The 17,849-nt window shown below is 36.1% G+C and carries 18 protein-coding genes; 8 read left to right on the plus strand and 10 right to left on the minus strand.

What is annotated here, in order from left to right; all coding sequences use genetic code 11:
• Positions 1-9 precede the first annotated feature (9 nt).
• Genes BK577_RS02675 through BK577_RS02700 form a run of 6 tightly spaced genes read right to left on the minus strand, consistent with a single transcriptional unit; the run spans position 10 to position 5,078 of the window.
• Complete coding sequence (locus BK577_RS02675; protein ID WP_078431497.1) at positions 10-1,296, minus strand: TRAP transporter large permease; 1,287 nt, start codon at positions 1,294-1,296, stop codon at positions 10-12.
• Positions 1,296-1,781: a TRAP transporter small permease gene (locus tag BK577_RS02680; protein ID WP_078431498.1), complete on the minus strand. Its 486-nt coding sequence runs from the start codon at positions 1,779-1,781 to the stop codon at positions 1,296-1,298. Before BK577_RS02680 ends, BK577_RS02675 begins: the two co-directional genes overlap by 1 nt.
• A gap of 17 nt (positions 1,782-1,798) precedes the next feature.
• Positions 1,799-2,821, minus strand: a complete 1,023-nt coding sequence (locus tag BK577_RS02685) for a TRAP transporter substrate-binding protein (protein WP_078431499.1) — start codon at positions 2,819-2,821, stop codon at positions 1,799-1,801.
• 20 nt (positions 2,822-2,841) lie between these two features.
• Complete coding sequence (locus BK577_RS02690) at positions 2,842-3,474, minus strand: bifunctional 4-hydroxy-2-oxoglutarate aldolase/2-dehydro-3-deoxy-phosphogluconate aldolase (RefSeq protein WP_078431500.1); 633 nt, start codon at positions 3,472-3,474, stop codon at positions 2,842-2,844.
• A 17-nt stretch (positions 3,475-3,491) separates the two neighbouring features.
• Entirely contained in the window at positions 3,492-4,049 is a 558-nt protein-coding gene (hxlB, locus tag BK577_RS02695) for a 6-phospho-3-hexuloisomerase (protein ID WP_078431501.1), read from the minus strand.
• A gap of 24 nt (positions 4,050-4,073) precedes the next feature.
• Positions 4,074-5,078, minus strand: a complete 1,005-nt coding sequence (locus tag BK577_RS02700) for a LacI family DNA-binding transcriptional regulator (protein WP_078431502.1) — start codon at positions 5,076-5,078, stop codon at positions 4,074-4,076.
• Positions 5,079-5,327: 249 nt separating this feature from the next.
• Between BK577_RS02700 and BK577_RS02705 the strand changes: the two genes are divergently transcribed.
• Positions 5,328-6,044 carry a sugar phosphate isomerase/epimerase family protein gene (locus tag BK577_RS02705; RefSeq protein WP_078431503.1) on the plus strand — a complete coding sequence of 239 codons (717 nt, stop codon included), beginning with the start codon at positions 5,328-5,330 and terminating at the stop codon, positions 6,042-6,044.
• 98 nt (positions 6,045-6,142) lie between these two features.
• Here the strand turns inward: BK577_RS02705 and BK577_RS02710 are convergent, their stop codons facing one another.
• A complete protein-coding gene (locus BK577_RS02710) occupies positions 6,143-7,024 on the minus strand; it encodes an aldose 1-epimerase family protein (RefSeq protein ID WP_078431504.1) in 882 nt (293 codons plus the stop codon).
• 154 nt (positions 7,025-7,178) lie between these two features.
• On the opposite strand from BK577_RS02710, the gene BK577_RS02715 reads away from it, so the two are divergent.
• From BK577_RS02715 to BK577_RS02730, 4 genes are all read left to right on the plus strand, one after another.
• Positions 7,179-7,550, plus strand: a complete 372-nt coding sequence (locus BK577_RS02715) for a group-specific protein (RefSeq protein ID WP_078431505.1) — start codon at positions 7,179-7,181, stop codon at positions 7,548-7,550.
• Between the two features lie 16 nt (positions 7,551-7,566).
• Positions 7,567-8,082, plus strand: coding sequence for an RNA polymerase sigma factor (locus BK577_RS02720; RefSeq protein WP_139367316.1), 516 nt, complete (start codon positions 7,567-7,569; stop codon positions 8,080-8,082).
• Positions 8,063-8,305, plus strand: a complete 243-nt coding sequence (locus BK577_RS02725; RefSeq protein ID WP_078431507.1) for a hypothetical protein — start codon at positions 8,063-8,065, stop codon at positions 8,303-8,305. The genes BK577_RS02720 and BK577_RS02725 overlap by 20 nt, the downstream gene beginning before the upstream one ends.
• A 226-nt stretch (positions 8,306-8,531) precedes the next feature.
• On the plus strand, positions 8,532-8,816 hold the full coding sequence (locus tag BK577_RS02730) for a hypothetical protein (protein ID WP_078431508.1): 285 nt from the start codon (positions 8,532-8,534) through the stop codon (positions 8,814-8,816).
• Positions 8,817-9,015: 199 nt separating this feature from the next.
• Here the strand turns inward: BK577_RS02730 and BK577_RS02735 are convergent, their stop codons facing one another.
• Positions 9,016-9,387, minus strand: a complete 372-nt coding sequence (locus BK577_RS02735) for an iron chaperone (RefSeq protein ID WP_078431509.1) — start codon at positions 9,385-9,387, stop codon at positions 9,016-9,018.
• Between the two features lie 367 nt (positions 9,388-9,754).
• Here BK577_RS02735 and BK577_RS02740 point away from each other — a divergent pair, with 367 nt between their 5' ends.
• On the plus strand, positions 9,755-11,590 hold the full coding sequence (locus BK577_RS02740; RefSeq protein WP_078431510.1) for a hypothetical protein: 1,836 nt from the start codon (positions 9,755-9,757) through the stop codon (positions 11,588-11,590).
• A 106-nt stretch (positions 11,591-11,696) separates the two neighbouring features.
• On the opposite strand, the gene BK577_RS02745 is transcribed toward BK577_RS02740, so the two are convergent.
• Together BK577_RS02745 and BK577_RS02750 are read right to left on the minus strand one after the other, a co-directional pair.
• The gene (locus tag BK577_RS02745; protein WP_078431511.1) at positions 11,697-12,485 is read right to left on the minus strand and encodes a MerR family transcriptional regulator; all 789 of its coding nucleotides are present in this window, start codon (positions 12,483-12,485) and stop codon (positions 11,697-11,699) included.
• Between the two features lie 226 nt (positions 12,486-12,711).
• The gene (locus BK577_RS02750) at positions 12,712-15,798 is read right to left on the minus strand and encodes an efflux RND transporter permease subunit (RefSeq protein ID WP_078433440.1); all 3,087 of its coding nucleotides are present in this window, start codon (positions 15,796-15,798) and stop codon (positions 12,712-12,714) included.
• 228 nt (positions 15,799-16,026) lie between these two features.
• On the opposite strand from BK577_RS02750, the gene BK577_RS02755 reads away from it, so the two are divergent.
• Together BK577_RS02755 and BK577_RS02760 are read left to right on the plus strand one after the other, a co-directional pair.
• Positions 16,027-16,878, plus strand: coding sequence for a TetR/AcrR family transcriptional regulator (locus BK577_RS02755; RefSeq protein ID WP_051475598.1), 852 nt, complete (start codon positions 16,027-16,029; stop codon positions 16,876-16,878).
• Between the two features lie 367 nt (positions 16,879-17,245).
• A complete protein-coding gene (locus tag BK577_RS02760) occupies positions 17,246-17,812 on the plus strand; it encodes a VanZ family protein (RefSeq protein WP_245823416.1) in 567 nt (188 codons plus the stop codon).
• Positions 17,813-17,849: the final 37 nt, after the last annotated feature.

Raw genomic sequence — 17,849 nt, forward strand, 5'->3', positions numbered from 1 at the left:
ACACCTCTTTTAAAATAATCCTGGATTAATAGCTTTTGGAATGAAAAATGCAATATCCGGGAAAAATGCGATAAATAACAAGACGATAATGATAATGACAATATACGGAATGACTGCCACAAAGGACTTTTCAATTGACATGTCACCAATTTTTGCTGCAAGTAAAAGACAGAGACCATATGGCGGTGTAATCAAACCAACAGCTAGAGTAATAACAACAATTAACCCTAAGTGGACCGGATCAATTCCAAATTCCAAGGCTGTTGGCAAAATCACAGGGACGAATAATATCATAGCTGGTATCGCATCCATAAATGTTCCAATAAACAGGAAGAACGCAATAATAATAACGATAAACAACCATTCTGCACCAACATTATTTGTAAAGAACTCCTGAGCCATTGTTCCTAATTGGTAATAACTCATTAATTCCCCAAGTGCACTTGCGCAAGCCAAGGCGAATAGTGACAGAGAACTTAATGACAACGTATCCATTAAAATTTTCGGCAAATCTTTGACTTTTAACGTTTTATAATAAAACATACAAACAATTAAGGTGTACAGTGATGCAACAGCTGCAGCTTCTGTAGCAGTAAAGAATCCTGTAATGATTCCTCCAATAATAATAATTGGAGTGAGTAACGCAGGTATTGCTTCAATGAACAACTTTGCAAAATCTTTCACTTCTACACGTTCAGAACGCGGGAATTTTTTCTTCACTGCAAGAATATAAACAAAAACCATCATGCCAACCCCAATTAAGATTCCCGGTATAATTCCGCCAAGGAATAATGCACCAATGGAGGCATTTGTTAAACCCGCAAAGATAATCATTGGAATACTAGGAGGGATGACAACACCTACTGTGGAAGATGCAGCAGTAACCCCAACAGCCATTTCTTTGTCATAGCCCTTTTTGAGCATGCTCGGAATAAGAATCTTACCAACACCGGCTGTATCTGCTTGAGAAGCGCCGGATACACCTGCAAACATCATCGATACAAGAATATTCGCATGGGCCAATCCCCCACGAATCGGTCCAACAAGTGCGAGTGCCAAGTTAATTAGTTTTTCAGAAATTTTTCCAGCGTTCATTAAGTTTGCCGCAAGAATAAATAATGGTACCGCTAACAAAACGAATGAATCGAGACCATTGACCATTTTCATTGGTACAGTGGCTTCAGGAGTATAAGGGATTCCAAATATACCAAGTAATGCGACGATTCCGATGACAAAGGCAATTGGTACACCGATTAACATTAAGACAATAAATAATCCAAGAAGTAAAAATCCCATTATCCTCTTACCTCCTTCGCTTTTTGTGATTGGATATGATGAATCAAATGAGAGACAGAGTAAATGATCATGGTCCCAGCCATAATCGGAATGGCAATCCAAATGTATCCCATTTTCATGTCAGGAAGTGTTGCCCATGTGTAATTCCAAAACTCTTTTACGACGATCAATCCAAGGAAGAAAATACAAACATTAAATGCAATTAAAACAAGGTCATTAAAAACATTGAGGGATACTTTCTTTTTTCCCGTTAATTTTCTGATGATAAAGTCAAAGTTAAAATGTTCACGACGATTTACCATCACTGCTGCTCCCATGAAAATTGCCCAAATAAAGGAATAGTTTGCAACCTCTTCGGTCCAGAGTATCGATATTCCTAAATATCTTGTAATGATTTGCAGTAAAATCACTAAAAAGAACACTGTTAAGAATAAAATACCGATCGTAATTTGTAGTTTTTCAAGTGCCTGCACAAAACGCTTCATCTCTATACCCCCTTAGATTATTCCAAATCAATAATCTTCTGTAGTAAATCTTCTACTTCGATTTCTTTAGCCAAATCTTCTAAAATAGGTCTAGCGATATCAATAAATGGTTGTGTATCAATATCATTTACAATCGCTCCTTCAGCAACGGCCTTTTCCTTATATTCTATATCTTGAGAATTAGTAGCCTCACGCTCTGCTTTCACTGAAGCTTCCGCTGCATTTAGTAAAATCTCTTGATGTTCTTCAGAATATTGATCAAATTTTTCCCCATTGATTAATAAAAAGCGTGTGGTGTAGTCATGACCTGTTTCGGTAATGTACTTCCCGTTTGGTGTTGTGTGATGAGACTGTTGGACAAAAAATGGGTAAGCGTTTTCAGATGAATCAACAACGTCCTGTTGTAACCCTTGATAAAGCTCTCCCCATGAGATCCCTGATGGAATCGCTCCAGTTGCTTCCCAGAAGTCGGAGACAACACCTGATGTTTGTGTCCTTAATGAAACACCTTTTAGGTCATCTACGGTGTTCAGCGGTTTCTTTCCATAATAATGTCGAACACCGGCAGACCAATAACCTAATAGTTTAAAAGAGTTATTAGATTTCTCGTTAATGATTTCTGCCATCTCTTTTCCCACTTCCCCATCCACAGCGCTTAGCCAATGGTCATAGCTTGTAAACAGATAGGGTGCAGAAAATAAATCTACTTCTCTAATTCCTGTTTGGGTCATAAATCCAGGGGAAACGAGTACCACATCTGCAGCACCTAATTGAAGTTTTTCAACAAGCTGAGATTCCTCTGTTCCAATTGTTCCTGCGTGTACTTCGACTTCAATACTTCCATTTGATTCGCGCTCCGCCACTTCTTTAAACTTCAACATTCCTGTTTGATAAGGATTGTCTGGAGACGTTTGATTATGTGCAGCGATTATTTTAATTTTGCCATCTCCATTTGTTTCAACAGCTGTATTATTACACCCGGTTAATAGTCCAATGGTTACAATAACGAGTAATAGAAAAGTATATTTAGATTTCAGCATGCTCCCATCCCCCTTATGCTTTAAAGTTCTGTCACCTTAGCAACATATTGTTTCGCGCGTTCCGTTAATTGCTTGTAATCATCTTCAGAGTTTAACGATGCAGCATTCACCAAATTACTCCCGATTCCAACTGCCTTGCAGCCTTTTGATAAATACTCATTCATATTGTCTAAGGTTATTCCGCCTGTTACCATTGCTTGAACATGTGGAAGCGGTCCTAAAATATTTTTCACATAATTTGGTCCAAATGCATCTGCCGGGAACACTTTTACCATTTGTGCACCGTGCTCATAAGCAGTTTGGATTTCCGTTGGCGTCAAAACTCCCGGAATGTTTAAAACTCCATACCGATTGGTTAATGTCATTGTTTCGAGATTTAGTGTAGGCGATACAATGAAGGTCGCCCCTGCCATAATCACCTGACGAGCTGTTTCAGGGTCAAGCACTGTGCCTGCACCAATGTTTACTTGATCCCCTATATGTTTAACGGCAGTCTCTATGATTCTAGTGACATTTGGTGTTTCCGCTGTAATTTCAACAGAAGTGACTCCACCCTTTGCCAACGCTTCTAAAATCGGGACAATGTTTTCTTCGTTTGCTTTACGGATAACTGCAACAATTTTATTCTCTTTAATCTCATCTATTAAACTCATTTTTTTAACCCCTTTCCCTATTCTAAATTTGCATGTTTTTGATTTAAGCTTGAATGACTTTTACCTTCCGGCTTTTGCAGTAAAAGATAAACAATAATAGCATCTAAAAGTAAATGAGCGGATTGGTCAAACTGACTTCCAAGCGGCTGAATCGTATCAGGCTCTGAAGCAAGCCGCTTTTTTGTGGCAGCTGGAATTGTAATCGTGCAATCGCTAAGCTCCCCAATAACAGAATCTTTATTCGTTGTAACCAAGGCCACTTTTGCGTCAATTTTCTTTGCTTTTTTAGCATATTGGACTAGCGAACCTGTGCTTCCTGAACCAGAAATCGTCAACAATAAATCCCCTGTTTCAATACTTGGAGTAATCGTTTCACCGACAACATACACAGGGTATTCACTATGCATCATTCGCATCGCAAATACTTTTCCGATTAATCCGGAACGTCCTGTACCTGCAATGAAAATACGCTTTGCGTTTTGCAGTTCATTAGCCAATTTAGCGGCTTCATTTTCGTCAATTTGTGCTAATACTCCAGAAATTTCTCCAGCAATAGTTTCAATAATTTTTTTCATCTTTAATCACCTTTCTAATAAAAATTAACAAGATTCTCGTACAATTAATTTTGGCTCAAAACGGTAGATTTTCGCTTGATTGATTATATCTTTCGTTTGAATTCTTTCGAATAAGAGATTCGCTGCCTTTGCCCCCATTTCAAAAGACGGTTGGGCAATGGTCGTTAATGATGGACTGTAAATATCTGCAAAAGAGACTTCATCAATCCCAATCACCCCGATTTCTTCAGGAATACGCATTTGATTTTTTTTTACATAAGTTAATAGCTCCATTAGAACGTGATCATTTGTTGCCAGAATGGCTTTAGGCGGATCTTTTAAATGGATTAATTTTTCAATCAAACTTTGCATTTCTGAAGTCTTTCCACTAACGATATATTCCTCATTAAGCGGAATTTGATACTCCAGTAAAGCGTTCTTGTACCCCTTAAGTCGTTCCATACGTGGGGTGATCGCATGTTCGAAAGGTGGAGATAACAAGGCTATTTTTGAATATCCATTCTTCACCAATGTTTCAACCGCTATAAATGCAGCCTTTTCATTATCTAGTAATACTGTGTTTGTTTCGATCCCTTCAATTAAGCGATCGATAAAAACGATGGGATAGTTCTCTCTTACTAAATCTTGATATAATGCTATATTTCCCCCTGTTGGAAAAGCGATAATGCCATCTACTTGCTTTGCTCTTAACATTTCAATATATTTCTTCTCTTTTTCCGGTTGATTATCGGCATTACAGATAATCACGTGGAAATCCTTTTCATTGCAAACATCCTCAATTGCTCGGATCACCTGTGTAGAGAAGACATGCAAAATGTTTGCAACGATGACCCCAATCGTTGTGGTTGACTTTTGTTTTAAACTTCTTGCTAGAATGTTCGGTCTATAGCCAAGAACATTAATGGTTTCTTCAATGCGCGCTTTCGTTTGCTCTCCCATATAGTCGTAGCGCTGGTTTAAATATTGGGATACAGTGCTTTTTGAAACACCTGCATGTTGGGCAACATCTGCAATCGTAACCTTTTTCATCTATTGGACTCCTAAGTAATATGATTATTTTTAGATAAGTTTGAGTAAATCGGTTTAGTAAATCGGTTTAGTGAAATTATAAAACAATTGTAAGCGTTTTACAACCCCTTTTTAAAAAATGAAATAGAAAAGCAAGGAACGGAATAATGAATATTTTTTACATATTGTGGGACGCTTTCCTTCATGTTATAGTGTTGTAAATGCATCTACTAAACCGGTTTAGTAATAGTTCATCTAGGAGGTTGAATGATGACGAAGGTTATTTTACCTACACTCATTTTTAATAAACCTATTTCTATAGAGAAACAGGTTACAAAAATTAAAGAATACGGTGCTGATGGAATAGAAGTACGACGGGAGTGTCTAACAGATGTCTCAACAGAATTGGGGATATTAAAACGATCGATTGCAGCTTCTAACTTGGACCCAGTTATCTATTCGGTTCCAATAGAGTTATGGCTAGACTCTTATTCCCTGAATCCGATTGCAGAGACATCCATTAAGGAGGCTGCGTTTCTAAATGCTACCCATATAAAGTTTTCCCTTGGAAAGTTTGATGCGAACAAGGCTGACACAGACACTTTTGACAAATGGCTGAAAACCAATCTGCCAAAAAATTTGAAAATGTTAATTGAAAACGACCAATCCACATATGGAGGAACGTTACTTCCAATCCTATCCTTTTTCCAATGGAAGAAAGAAATATCTGTCGGCATGACGTTTGATGCTGGCAATTGGACAGTCAATCAAGAGGATTGGCTTCATGCTTATCATTCATTAAACACATGGATTGAATACCTCCACTTAAAATCAGTTACTAAGTTGAAAGAAGGATGGGTAAGCATACCTCCCTCTAATGAACACTTAAAGATCTCTTTTCCAGCCTTTACAGCCATTGAATTTCCATTAGCCAATCCTAATAGTGAAGCTCCACAATGGATGAACAAACTCAGAAAAAAACACTAAAAACGCAGAGGTATTACACCTCTGCGTTTACCTTTCGGGTTTTACCCTGTTACGGTAAATCCAAACGTCATTTAACTTATAACAAAAAAATCGAAATACTATAGAAACTTCATTTTATACTCGGCTTTAAAAACGCCACCCATTTCAATCTTATTTATTCCAAGTTTCTCCTCCAGTTTTCCGGATGTATGATATGTATCTGCAATGCCATACCATGGCTCAATACATACAAACGGTGCCATCGTATCGAAGTCCTCCATATATTTCGACCATATTCCTACAAACGGAAATGCTTCAAACATGACTTCTACACCGTGACCTGATTTAGTTGAAATCAATTTAATATGATCAATATTACTGTAAACAAGAGCATCATCTTTAAAGAGAGAATTAGAAAGCTTAATCATTGAAATATCATTAGCCGTTCTTTTCTCATGAATGAGCGAATCTATTAGCTCATATTCAATCACATTCTTATTTGTAGATGGCGTAAAGTGTAAACTATAGTCCTCAATTGCTTCATTTTCTAAAAGTGGCACCTTAAATGCAGGATGCGCACCAATAGAAAAATACATATCCTCTTTGTTTTCGTTTAGAATTTCCCATTGAACAATGAGTGAATCTTCTTGAAGTTCATAATGAATAAAAGCTTTAAATTCAAAAGGAAAAATCGAAGTATACTGTCCTGCAGACTCAAAAACAAAAGAAACATTCGTATCCGATTTAGCATGCAGTTCAAATGTAACATCACGCAAAAAGCCATGTTGGGACATTGAGTAGGTCTGACCATTAAATTCATATTGGTCTTCTTTTAATCGTCCGACTATCGGGAATAAGACCGGAGCAACGCGTCCCCAGTATTTATCATCTCCTAACCACATATAATCGAGTCCCGTTTTCTTATGTGTTACTTTACGTACTTCTGCTCCATTGCTTAAAAACTCTACTTTCAACCAATCATTTTCAATTCCAATTACCATCTTTAAACCCTCATCTCTATCTCATATTCGTACCCTAATTATACCCTTAACGATATATATCGCTAATAAAGAGATAAAAACTTTTTATTTTTAATGAACTTTTTTTCCTCTTCATTTGTATAGTTAGTAAAGATATTGATGGGAGATGTTACAAATGGATACTGGTTGGATTGTTTCTCTTATTGTTGCAGGTTTTTTAATGATTTTTATTTTAGTAATTGCCATTCCAATGGATCGTAAATATGTTGTCCGTGAAAATGGTAAAGTCAATTATAAGAAAACGAACATATATTTAAGATGGAACGTTTTTGATACACTAACCCTAGGACTATCAATATATTCCATTATTTGTGTTCAAGCTCTTAATTTTTTGGTTTCTAGTGGTGAAACGATTGAAAATGATTTTGTACAATTTTTTACAAACCAAGGACAGGTATGGACACTTGTCTCAATATTGTACTTAATAAGTAGGGTATCTATGACATTGAAAGCTATTAAGGAACGCTGGGGCGATGAGATTGAGTGAACGCGAAGACGAATTGATGATCGCTTATCAAAATGGTGATGAAGAAGCGTTAGAAAGAATCTATACCCTATTAAGACAGCCTCTTTATTCGTTTATTTTTCGTTATTCTAGAGATGAGCAATTAGCCATTGATATCGTTCAAGACACATTTGTTAAATTACAACGCTATAAGCATGACTACAATCCAAGGAAAGGCAAACTCAAGTCCTATCTTTTTCAAATTGCTTATCGACTAATGATCACAAAATTAAACCGCCGTAAGAAATGGAGATCTCTATTACCCTTTCTTACTCCAATACAAAAAGAGGAATTTCTTTATATTGAAAAAATGACAATTCGGGAGGCCGTTGCGAACCTACCTGAAGGACAGCGTGCAGTTGTATTACTTTTCTACTATCACGATATGCTGCAAGAGGAAATAGCCGAAATCCTGAGCATACCTAAAGGGACGGTGAAATCAAGATTACACATGGCAATCAAACGATTAAGAGAAGAATTGGAGGAAGAGGAATATGAGACAGGATCTAAATAAGGATCATCATCTGCGTAAGAGATTAGATGAATATCACGTAAATATACCCAATTTCCCAATGAAAACTAATCGGTGGGAACGATTCATTCACTTTCTTGCTTCACCTACAAAAGATCCGCTTGATCCATTAATTTCAACACCTAATGGACTTTTAGTTCTAAAACTTGTTCCAATAATCGGAACCACTGCAATTGCATTCATACAAGTTTTACTTTTTTTATAAAAGATATAAACAATAATTCATTTTAAAGGAGTACACACCATTAACATAAAATGGTATACTCCTTTAAATGGATTACACTATACACTATGATTTTCCTCAATTCTTGCCAATACATTACTCCTTTGATATCCCTTTATTTCAGAATGATAAATATTTTGACATATTTTTATTAAAAATGGGAAAAGTAATCAAGATGTTAATTATACTTTTTGAAAGGGGATTTCCCATGAATAATAAGTGGATTCTTATGTTAGTAGGAATAGTTTTTTCAGCAATGATTGCTGCCGGTTGTAATGCTGAACCAGATCCTGCACCTCCTGCAGATGATCAAAATCAGGTAGATGAAGAAAATGGTACAACTGATAATAATGGTGACACAGATGACAATTTACCTGGTGTTGATGAAGATGATACAATGACAAAAGATGATGAAAATGATGCAGACCCTGATCCGGAAGATGTAATTGAAGATGTAGAAGATATGGGAGATAAAAATAATAAAGACGAATAGAAGATAGTACTTGTAAAAAAGAGGCTGGGACAAAACTAAAATGTTCATTACTAATGACGAATAATTTTGGTTAGAATAGGCCCTTAATAGAAAAAATCCGAACTAATTCAACATTCTAATCGTAGAATCATGAATTATAGTTCGGATTTTTCTTTGGCTAAAATACTTTTGTCCCAGCCTCTTTTTTTAAAGAATTGTACTATTCCCGCCAAAATTTGGTATATTCAGCTTTATCCTGGATATTAAATTCAATCATTTTCTCAAGCAATTCGTAGTTTACCGGCTTTTTCCATGGAATTCGAAATAAACCTTTGGTAGCACTGTAGCCCGCTTGTGCAATGTCGTCAGAAAAGCGTGTAATGCCTACTTCTTCGGGTGAAACGCTCATATGTTGCTTCGCTGTGGAAAAGCCGATAATATATGTGCCATGATCTGTAAACATTGGGGTATTCCACTTTATTTGCCCTTCCAAATTAGGAAACCTATCCGCAACCCACGCTAATACTTCCTCTGTCCGCTCACGGTGGTCGGGATGATCAATACCTGCTAAATATTTCGCAAAAACATCCATACACTTCCTCCTCCACTATTACTATAACAATTGCTACTTCATTTCTAAAAGTTAAGCCAGCATTAATTTTTCCGTTCTACTTCACTGCTTTATAAAACAAATTATATCATGATTCCACATGTATTAAATATTCTGCTTATTATTTCCGAAAATTAGTTACATATTATGGCAAGCTGTTTTTGATACTTTGTATTTTCAAATGTAAATATAAAGGTAAAAATGAGTTCGTTAATAAAATATTATAAGCAACGATGTATGTGAAAACAGTCTAATTAAATGAAACGAACAGTTTATTATTAGTAGTTTTACATGCTAGAATTGAAGATGCCATTATAAAAAATTAACTTAGATTTAGAAGGTGCTGTTTATGCCGGACTGGTCTTATCATCCATTAAAAAAACTCTTACTCAATAAGCTACATGCAAAAACAAGCCGGGAGTTTCTTCATAAATCAATGAGTACAATAGCATCCACTCCTGGAGGTAGGTCTGTTATTGGATTTTTGGGACATATGAACCCTCCACGGGAACTTCAACAGAATATTTATCGTACAAAATTTTCTTCTCCTATTGGGTTAAGTGGCCATATTGATCCAAATATGTCAGGTTTAAATGCCTTTCAAGAATTGGGCTTCGGATTTTTAGAAATAGGACCCATTGTGTTATATGGACCTTCGGATAAAAAAGAACCGAAGTGGGAAAAAGGAAAACTTTTGTTTTCAAATCAGCAGGAAAAGGTTCCTCTGAAACTGGTAATTAAAAAATTAACAAGACTGAATATCCGTATTCCCATAATTGCTAAAATAGATGCACAAGTTACTAGAAATGAGTGGGAGATCATTGTGCAACATTTAACGCCATATGTAGACGCATTTATTGGAACACCCAAGCAAATACACTCATATATCACAACTAATAGGTCACAGTGTTTGGATCGTTCTTTTTATATGTCTTTTTCTCCTGATGAACTAGATAATAACAACATACAATTGAAAGATTTAACACAACATTCATGTATTGGTGGCGTAGTGATAAATGCACCACGTCAAACTGAGGGCAGCTATTGGTATGAAGCCACACATGCAAATGAGCTTTTAACAAAAACAATAAAACGGGTCAAAGCTCTATTTCCTGAGCTAATAGTTATAACCTCAGGTGGAGTGGAGACACCAGAAGATGCTTTTTCTTTAGTTCGTGCCGGTACAGATTTGTTCATGTTAACAGATGGCTATGTAAAAGCTGGACCAGGACTGCCGAAGCGAATTCATGAAAGATTATTATATGAAGAAGTTCAACCATTGAATAACCAGAACTGGTATTGGTCATTTCTGTTTGGACTCTCCATCTTAATTGGAGGTATCATTGCCTTATATTTTGCCATTACAAGTATTATCCTTCCTTATGATGAAGCCTTTATTGGACTGACTAAAGCAGATATCTTACAAGTAAATCCACTTATCCTGGCGTTTATGTCCCATGATAGAATGGCGTTAGCAGGCACAATGATATCCGGCGGTATCATCTATATTCAGCTTGCACGACATGGAATTAAATATGGTATGCATTGGGCTAAAATTACGTTTCATAGTGCAGCAATCATAGGTTTCCTTGGAATTTTTCTATTTATCGGCTTTGGGTACTTTGATTGGCTACATGGTTTGTTTTGGCTTGTCTTATTACCTATCTATTATTTCAGCTACAGAGAAGGAAAAAAGATTATCGATTTCCCTGCTTCTAGTCATGGTAAGAATGATAGAACATGGAAACTTGGTCTTTATGGACAACTCATGTTTATTATTCTGGGCTTTTCGATCATTGTTGGAGGTATCGTTATTTCTATAATAGGTGTGACAAATGTGTTTATAACAACAGACGTAAGCTTCCTGTGTATGTCACCACAAATGATCGATACTTTAAGTAACAATTTAATTCCTGTTATCGCACATGACCGAGCTGGATTTGGAAGTGCACTAGTAAGTGTTGGTTTACTTGTTTTAATGCTCTCATTATGGGGGTTCAGAAAAGGAGAGCACTGGATTTGGAATACCCTTGCGATTGGAGCATTACCTGCATTTATAGCTGGAGTAGGAACACATTTCTATATCGGTTATACAACCTTTATCCATTTACTTCCTGTTTACTTTTTAATCATCTTATATTTTACAGGTCTAGTATTATCTTATCCTTTCTTAAAGAAAAAATAAAAACTCCCCTTAAGATAAGCAGTTGTTCATGTTTAACCTATCTTAAGGGGTGCTTAACAAGCTTTATTCTCATTGAATTACACTTTTCGTATACCTTCTTGACATTTCAATCGTCATTTTCATTATATAAAGCTTCCATCACTCTTCCTATTTCCAATAAGTAGGCTTCTTCTTTAGGTGTTAATAAAGTAGGAAACTGAAAATTTATGACATCTGATTCCATTACTTCCTGTGCTTGTACAAGTTGATCTGCAAGCTCTTCTTTATTTTCGACATGTTTTGTTGCCAATTCAGTTAGTTTAACAAGAACATCAAATGCTTCTGGCGATTGTGGTGAAACTTCATCTTTCATCAATTTTTTCACCGTTGCCAACCAATCTAACATTTCAACATCTAATTGTTGACGCTGTTTTTTGGGAAGAGAAAAAAATTGATTCGCAATGTCATCTGAAAAATATTCTTTTACCCATTCCATTTGGTCTTGTTCATGTTCCATCTGAAAAAGTAAAGAACTTAAAACCGTCCACGTGATCGACTTTCCATTTTCGATTAAAAATTGAACTCGCTCTACTGCTTCGATTGCACGATTTAACTCGTTTCTCTTTTCTGTCAGAAGATTATGTTGCAAGGGTAAAGATTTATTCAGTTGAGTAACAGCATCCGTATCGTTTTCAATTAATTTTTTTATTTCCTGTAAAGAGTATCCTAAAAATTTTAGAGACTGAATTTGTTGCAGTTTCGCTAATTCAGTTAATCCGTATAACCTGTGGCCAGAGCTGTTTTGTTGTGTTGGTTTCAATACTCCGATTTCTTCATAAAACCGTAAAGTTCGTACCGTGATCCTTGCTCGTTTTCCAAACTCACTAATAGTAAAAAACGGTTCTTGATTTTCCATTATTCGTCATCCCTCCATAAATTTAGGTTAGCATATGACGTAAGGGAGGGAGCAAGACAAAAACAAATTTGGCGTATAAAATTCCACTAATTAGTTGAAAGACCCTCACAACCTACCCGCATTAGACTTCATGAATAATGTAACATTAGTTGGATAGCGATTTTTTCACTTTGGCTATATATTAAAACCCTCAATCCAAAGATTGAGGGTTCTCGTCATTCCAAGATTAATTTTCTTCTACTTCTTTACGATTTTTCTTCAACATTTTTGAAAGTACCTCATATACAATCGGCACAATGACTAATGTTAAAATGGTTGACGATGTGAGACCACCAATTACTGTGATGGCTAATCCTTTTGATATTAGGGCTGATCCTGCACCCTCAAATACCATTGGAATCATCGCGCCAATCGTTGCAATAGCTGTCATTAAGATTGGGCGTAGTCTTGTAGCTCCTGCTTCAATAATCGCATCACGTAATGACATTCCATCGCGTTCCATATGAATAATACGATCCACAAGAACAATCGCGTTTGTCACAACAATACCGATTAACATCAATAGCCCCATCATAACCGATACAGAAATTGTTTCACCGGCGATCCATAGCCCTACAAAGGAACCAATTACGGCAAATGGTAATGAGAAAAGAATCGCGAATGGTGCTAAACCTTCACCGAATGTGACAACCAAGATAAAGTAAACAATGAGAATTGCTGCAATCATTGCGATACCTAGTTGTGTAAATGTTTCTTGCATGTCTGCTGCAACACCAGCAACTCCAGTTTCTACACCTTTAGGTAAATCCAAATCATTAATCTTCTCATCCGCTTCGGTTGTTGCCGTAGAAACATCATCAGTCATTACTGTACCAGAAACAGTTGCATAGAATTCCCCTTTACTACGGGATAGTGTGTTATAAGTCGTACCCTCTTCTGTTTTAACTAGCTCAGATAAAGGCATTGTGGAACCTGTAGCAGTAGGGATTTCTGTTTCAAGTAGTTCATCAATTGATGTTGCGTCCATTTTTTCTTCGCGTTGAACGATAACATCTATTTCTTCTCCGTCATTTTCCACTGTTGTTAACACTTCTTCAGAGCCTGTAGCTGATAATGTTCCAACGATTTGTCCAGTTGTTAAACCATATTGCATAATATCCTCGTGATCTATTTTCAGCACATGTTCAACATATGGATTTTCCATATCAGATTCTACATCTTCAAGGTTTTCTACCTCTTTTAATGCGCCCTCTACTTGATTAACTGCCTTATTTAGATCATCTAAGTCTTCACTATACAGTGTATAGCTTACTTCGTTTGTTGCCATTCCTCCGCCCATCATGTCCTGGGATTTCCATTCACCTGATTGGCCAATGTTAAAGACATACTCTTCAACTTCTTCTTTTACATCGGAGAAGTTTTCCGTATCTTCATTAAAGAATAGATACATTAATGCACCGTTTCCTCCACCCATCATCATCGTGGATGCGTCTGCACTATCACTATTGTTAAATGATAATTGAACAGTCTCCAGATCATCACGCTTCATTAATTCTTTTTCGACTTCTTCAAGATTTTTTAACGTTTCATCTTCAAGTTCACCTGTAGCTGGTGTATAAGTCAAATAGATTACTTTTTCTTCTTCAGACCCCATAAAACTGAAACCAATTAGTGGAGTCAGCGCAAGTGAGCCAACTAATAATACGATCGCAATTAAGGATGTAATGATTTTATGATTTAGTACTTTTTCTAGAACACCTTTATACCAAGTTGCAATTCTTCCAACCTCTTTATGCTTCGATGCTTTTTTCTCTCCGTATAATTTCTTACGGAATAAGAAGTGAGAGAGCGCCGGCACAATTGTGATTGCAACAAGCAATGATGCACCAAGAGCAAATGTCATTGTTAAAGCAAATGGTCTAAATAATTCACCAACCATCCCGCCCACTAACATAAGTGGTGCGAATACCGCAACTGTTACAAGTGTGGAAGAAAGAATTGGTTTAAACATTTCAATTGTTGCTTCACGGATTAACGCACGTCCTCGAAGCTTCTCTTCTTCAAGGTGCATCCTTCTATATATATTTTCCACTACAACAATCGAGTCATCGATAACCCGGCCAATCGCAACCGTAATCGCACCCAATGTCATAATGTTTAATGTTATATCAAGCCAATTTAACAATAAAAATGCCATAAAGATGGATACTGGAATTGATATAATCGAAATAATCGTTGATTTGATATCACGAAGGAATAAAAGAATAATGATGATCGCGAACAAACCACCGAATAATGCTTTTTCTACCATCGTGAAAACGGAATCTTCAATTGGTTCCGCTTGGTCTAACGTAACATCGATAACTAAACCATCTATGTCCTTTTCTTGTTCCGCAATTAAATCTTTCACAGCGTTCACAACGTCTACTGTGTTTGCCTGTTGTCCTTTTGTTATTTGGACAGAAATGGCTTCTTCCCCATTTGTACGCGAAATAGATTGTACCTTACCAACTGTTTCTATCTTTGCAATATTACCTAGTTTTACAAATGGATTTGGATTTTTCTCTGATGGTGTAACAGGTATTAGCAGCTCTTTTAATTGCTCAACAGTTTTAATATCACCGTCAATAGAAAGAGCTTGTTCACCTTCTTTATATTCCTGCAGGCCTAGAGATAAGGCCATATCACTTGCTTGGACCATTTGCTTAACAGTATCCTCAGTTAAGCCTAACTCTTCCATTTTTGCATGGTCGTAAGTGAATTGTACTTCCTCAAGATGTTGACCGGTAATCGTTGTAGATCCAACTCCATCTATTTTTTCTATTTCCGGGAGGATTGTTTCTTCAACGGTTGTAGATAAGTCAACAATATCACCCTCTGTGCTGCTGATAGATAACGCAACAACCGGCATCATATTCATACTAAGAGCCATTATTGTTGGTTCTTCAGCATCCTCGGGCAATGAAATATTATCAATTGCTGCTTCAAGTTCACGTTTTTTCTCATCCATATCTACGCCATATTCATACTCGATCTGGACTTGAGCCACGTTTGCTGAAGAATTTGAATAAACAGCCGCAACATCTTCAAGGCCCTCTATATTCTGCTCCATTGGCATCGATATTTCATCCATTACTTGCTCAGCCGTTGCCCCTGGATAAACCCCCATCACAATTAAATACGGTATGGATACATCCGGAATACTTTCCATTTTCATTTTTGTCCCGGAATATAAACCTGCAACAGTTATAATAATCGTTAATAACCATACAGCAAGTTTATTTTTCAGGACGAAGTTGACTAAACTTTTCAAAAATGACACCTTCCTCTTCCTTTTGATTAAGGTTGATTACTCTGATATAATGTAAATGTTAATGACCAGTTAGTCACAATAAACTTAATATAACTGACCAACCAGTCATACGTCAATTTTTTTGTTAGGCCATTTGTCATTATTTACGGCTATGATTAACAAAAGTTTCACATTTATTCCGTATTCGTTATAATATAAGTTCGAACTTGGGATCCGGGGGTTATTTTTATGAAAGCGAAAGATATGCAAATTATAGAAGTTGGGATGAGACTTTTTGCGAGTAAGGGATTTTCTGCAACCTCCGTTCAAGAGATTGCTTCAGAAAGTGGCATTTCCAAAGGTGCTTTTTACTTACACTTTAAATCAAAAGATGATCTATTGTTAGCCATACTACAACATCATTTTGATATGATTCATAAAGCATTTTCCGAAGTAACAAAAGACATTCAAAATCCTCGCGATAAGTTAATCCGGGAACAAATGGCTCTGTATTCTCATTTTATTACCCATCGGGAACTTCTCGTCATGCTGGCTAAAGAGCAGGCTATCCCAAGAAATGACACGATTAAACAGCTTCTATTTGAAAAGCAAATGGAATCACATCAGCATTATCGAAAAAGAATCATTGAGATTTACGGACCGGAAGTTGAGCCGTTCTCATGGGATATTACCATTATCCTTGAAGGAATAGTTAAATCGTATATGGGTGTTCTATTGTTTTCAACACATGATTTTGATTTGAAAAGCCTGACCGAATTTTTGCATAATAGGCTGGACAGTATCGTAAAAGACATTCATAAAGACAAACCCTTCTTAACAAAGGATAAAGCAGAATCCATTTTGGCTAATTTTTTATTCTCTGATCATCCATCCATGTCAAATGTACTGAAGAATCTTGAAGAAGAAATAGAAAAACTAGGGTCAGATGAATTAGTCATTACTTTTCAAGTATTAAAAGAGGAAATTGGAAAGGAAAAACCTAGATTACCAGTTATTCATGGTATGTTATCAAATTTCGATGGTTATCCAACTCTTGATTCATATCGATCTTTTATTTCAGAATATTACTCAACTAAATAAACTTACTAGCCTTCGTTTGACTGTACTGGTCACGGTGATCTCGTTCACTATGTACTAAGTTACGGTCTATTTTTATTGGAATCACCTCTATGGAAATACAGATTTCATTGATCCCCTATCCCCTCTCGTTAAATCCTTCAAATAAGACCGTCCTGATAAGAGTTCCTTTGTATTAAGGAACCAGCACATCAAATCTCTTCTAGTTGTATGGATACTTTTTAAGAAATTTACACTAGAAGATTAATAAATCCTTGCACATTTCTTAATAAAAACTTAAAAATGATTGACTATACTGTAAGCATTCCAGAACGTAATAAATTCTGCTCACATATAGATTTTAAAAAAATTAAAATTTGGAGGAAAAATAGTGGAAAATTCAATTATGTTTACAATTCATTCGTGGTATGTCCTTGTCCCAATTTTTATTGGTATCTTACTATTTATGATGGTTGAAACGTTTCTTAGAAAGAAAAACAGCTTGGGGCAATTTCTCCTATTAACATCCTTTTTTCTTTATTTTTTATGTATGGTACATTTAGTTTTCTTCCCTATAGATGTAAATATAGGAAAATACGCAAATGTAACTCCATGGTATATGACTATTAATTTTATTCCACTAGTAACAATTGATCTCAAAACATTTCTACTAAATATCATCATGATGGTCCCGTTTGGCATGTACCTGCCCTTACTTAATAAAAAATATCATTCATTGAAAAAGGTTGCCTATCATGGATTATTGATTAGCTTGTCTTTTGAAGTGATTCAAGCAGTCGTTAAAGCAACACTAGGAAATGGTAGAAGTTCCGATATTAATGACCTTATTGCAAATACACTGGGTGCTGCGGTAGGTTACTTATTATTAAAAAAAGTAACGAAGGTAGCTGCGCTAAAGGGTTTAGTTAATAAGGTAAGTCTAGTTAAGGAAGCTTAAAAGAGGAACATATAAAAACCACACATCTTTCAGAGAT

This window comes from Metabacillus halosaccharovorans (assembly GCF_002019635.1).
GTDB classification, from domain to species: domain Bacteria; phylum Bacillota; class Bacilli; order Bacillales; family Bacillaceae; genus Metabacillus; species Metabacillus halosaccharovorans.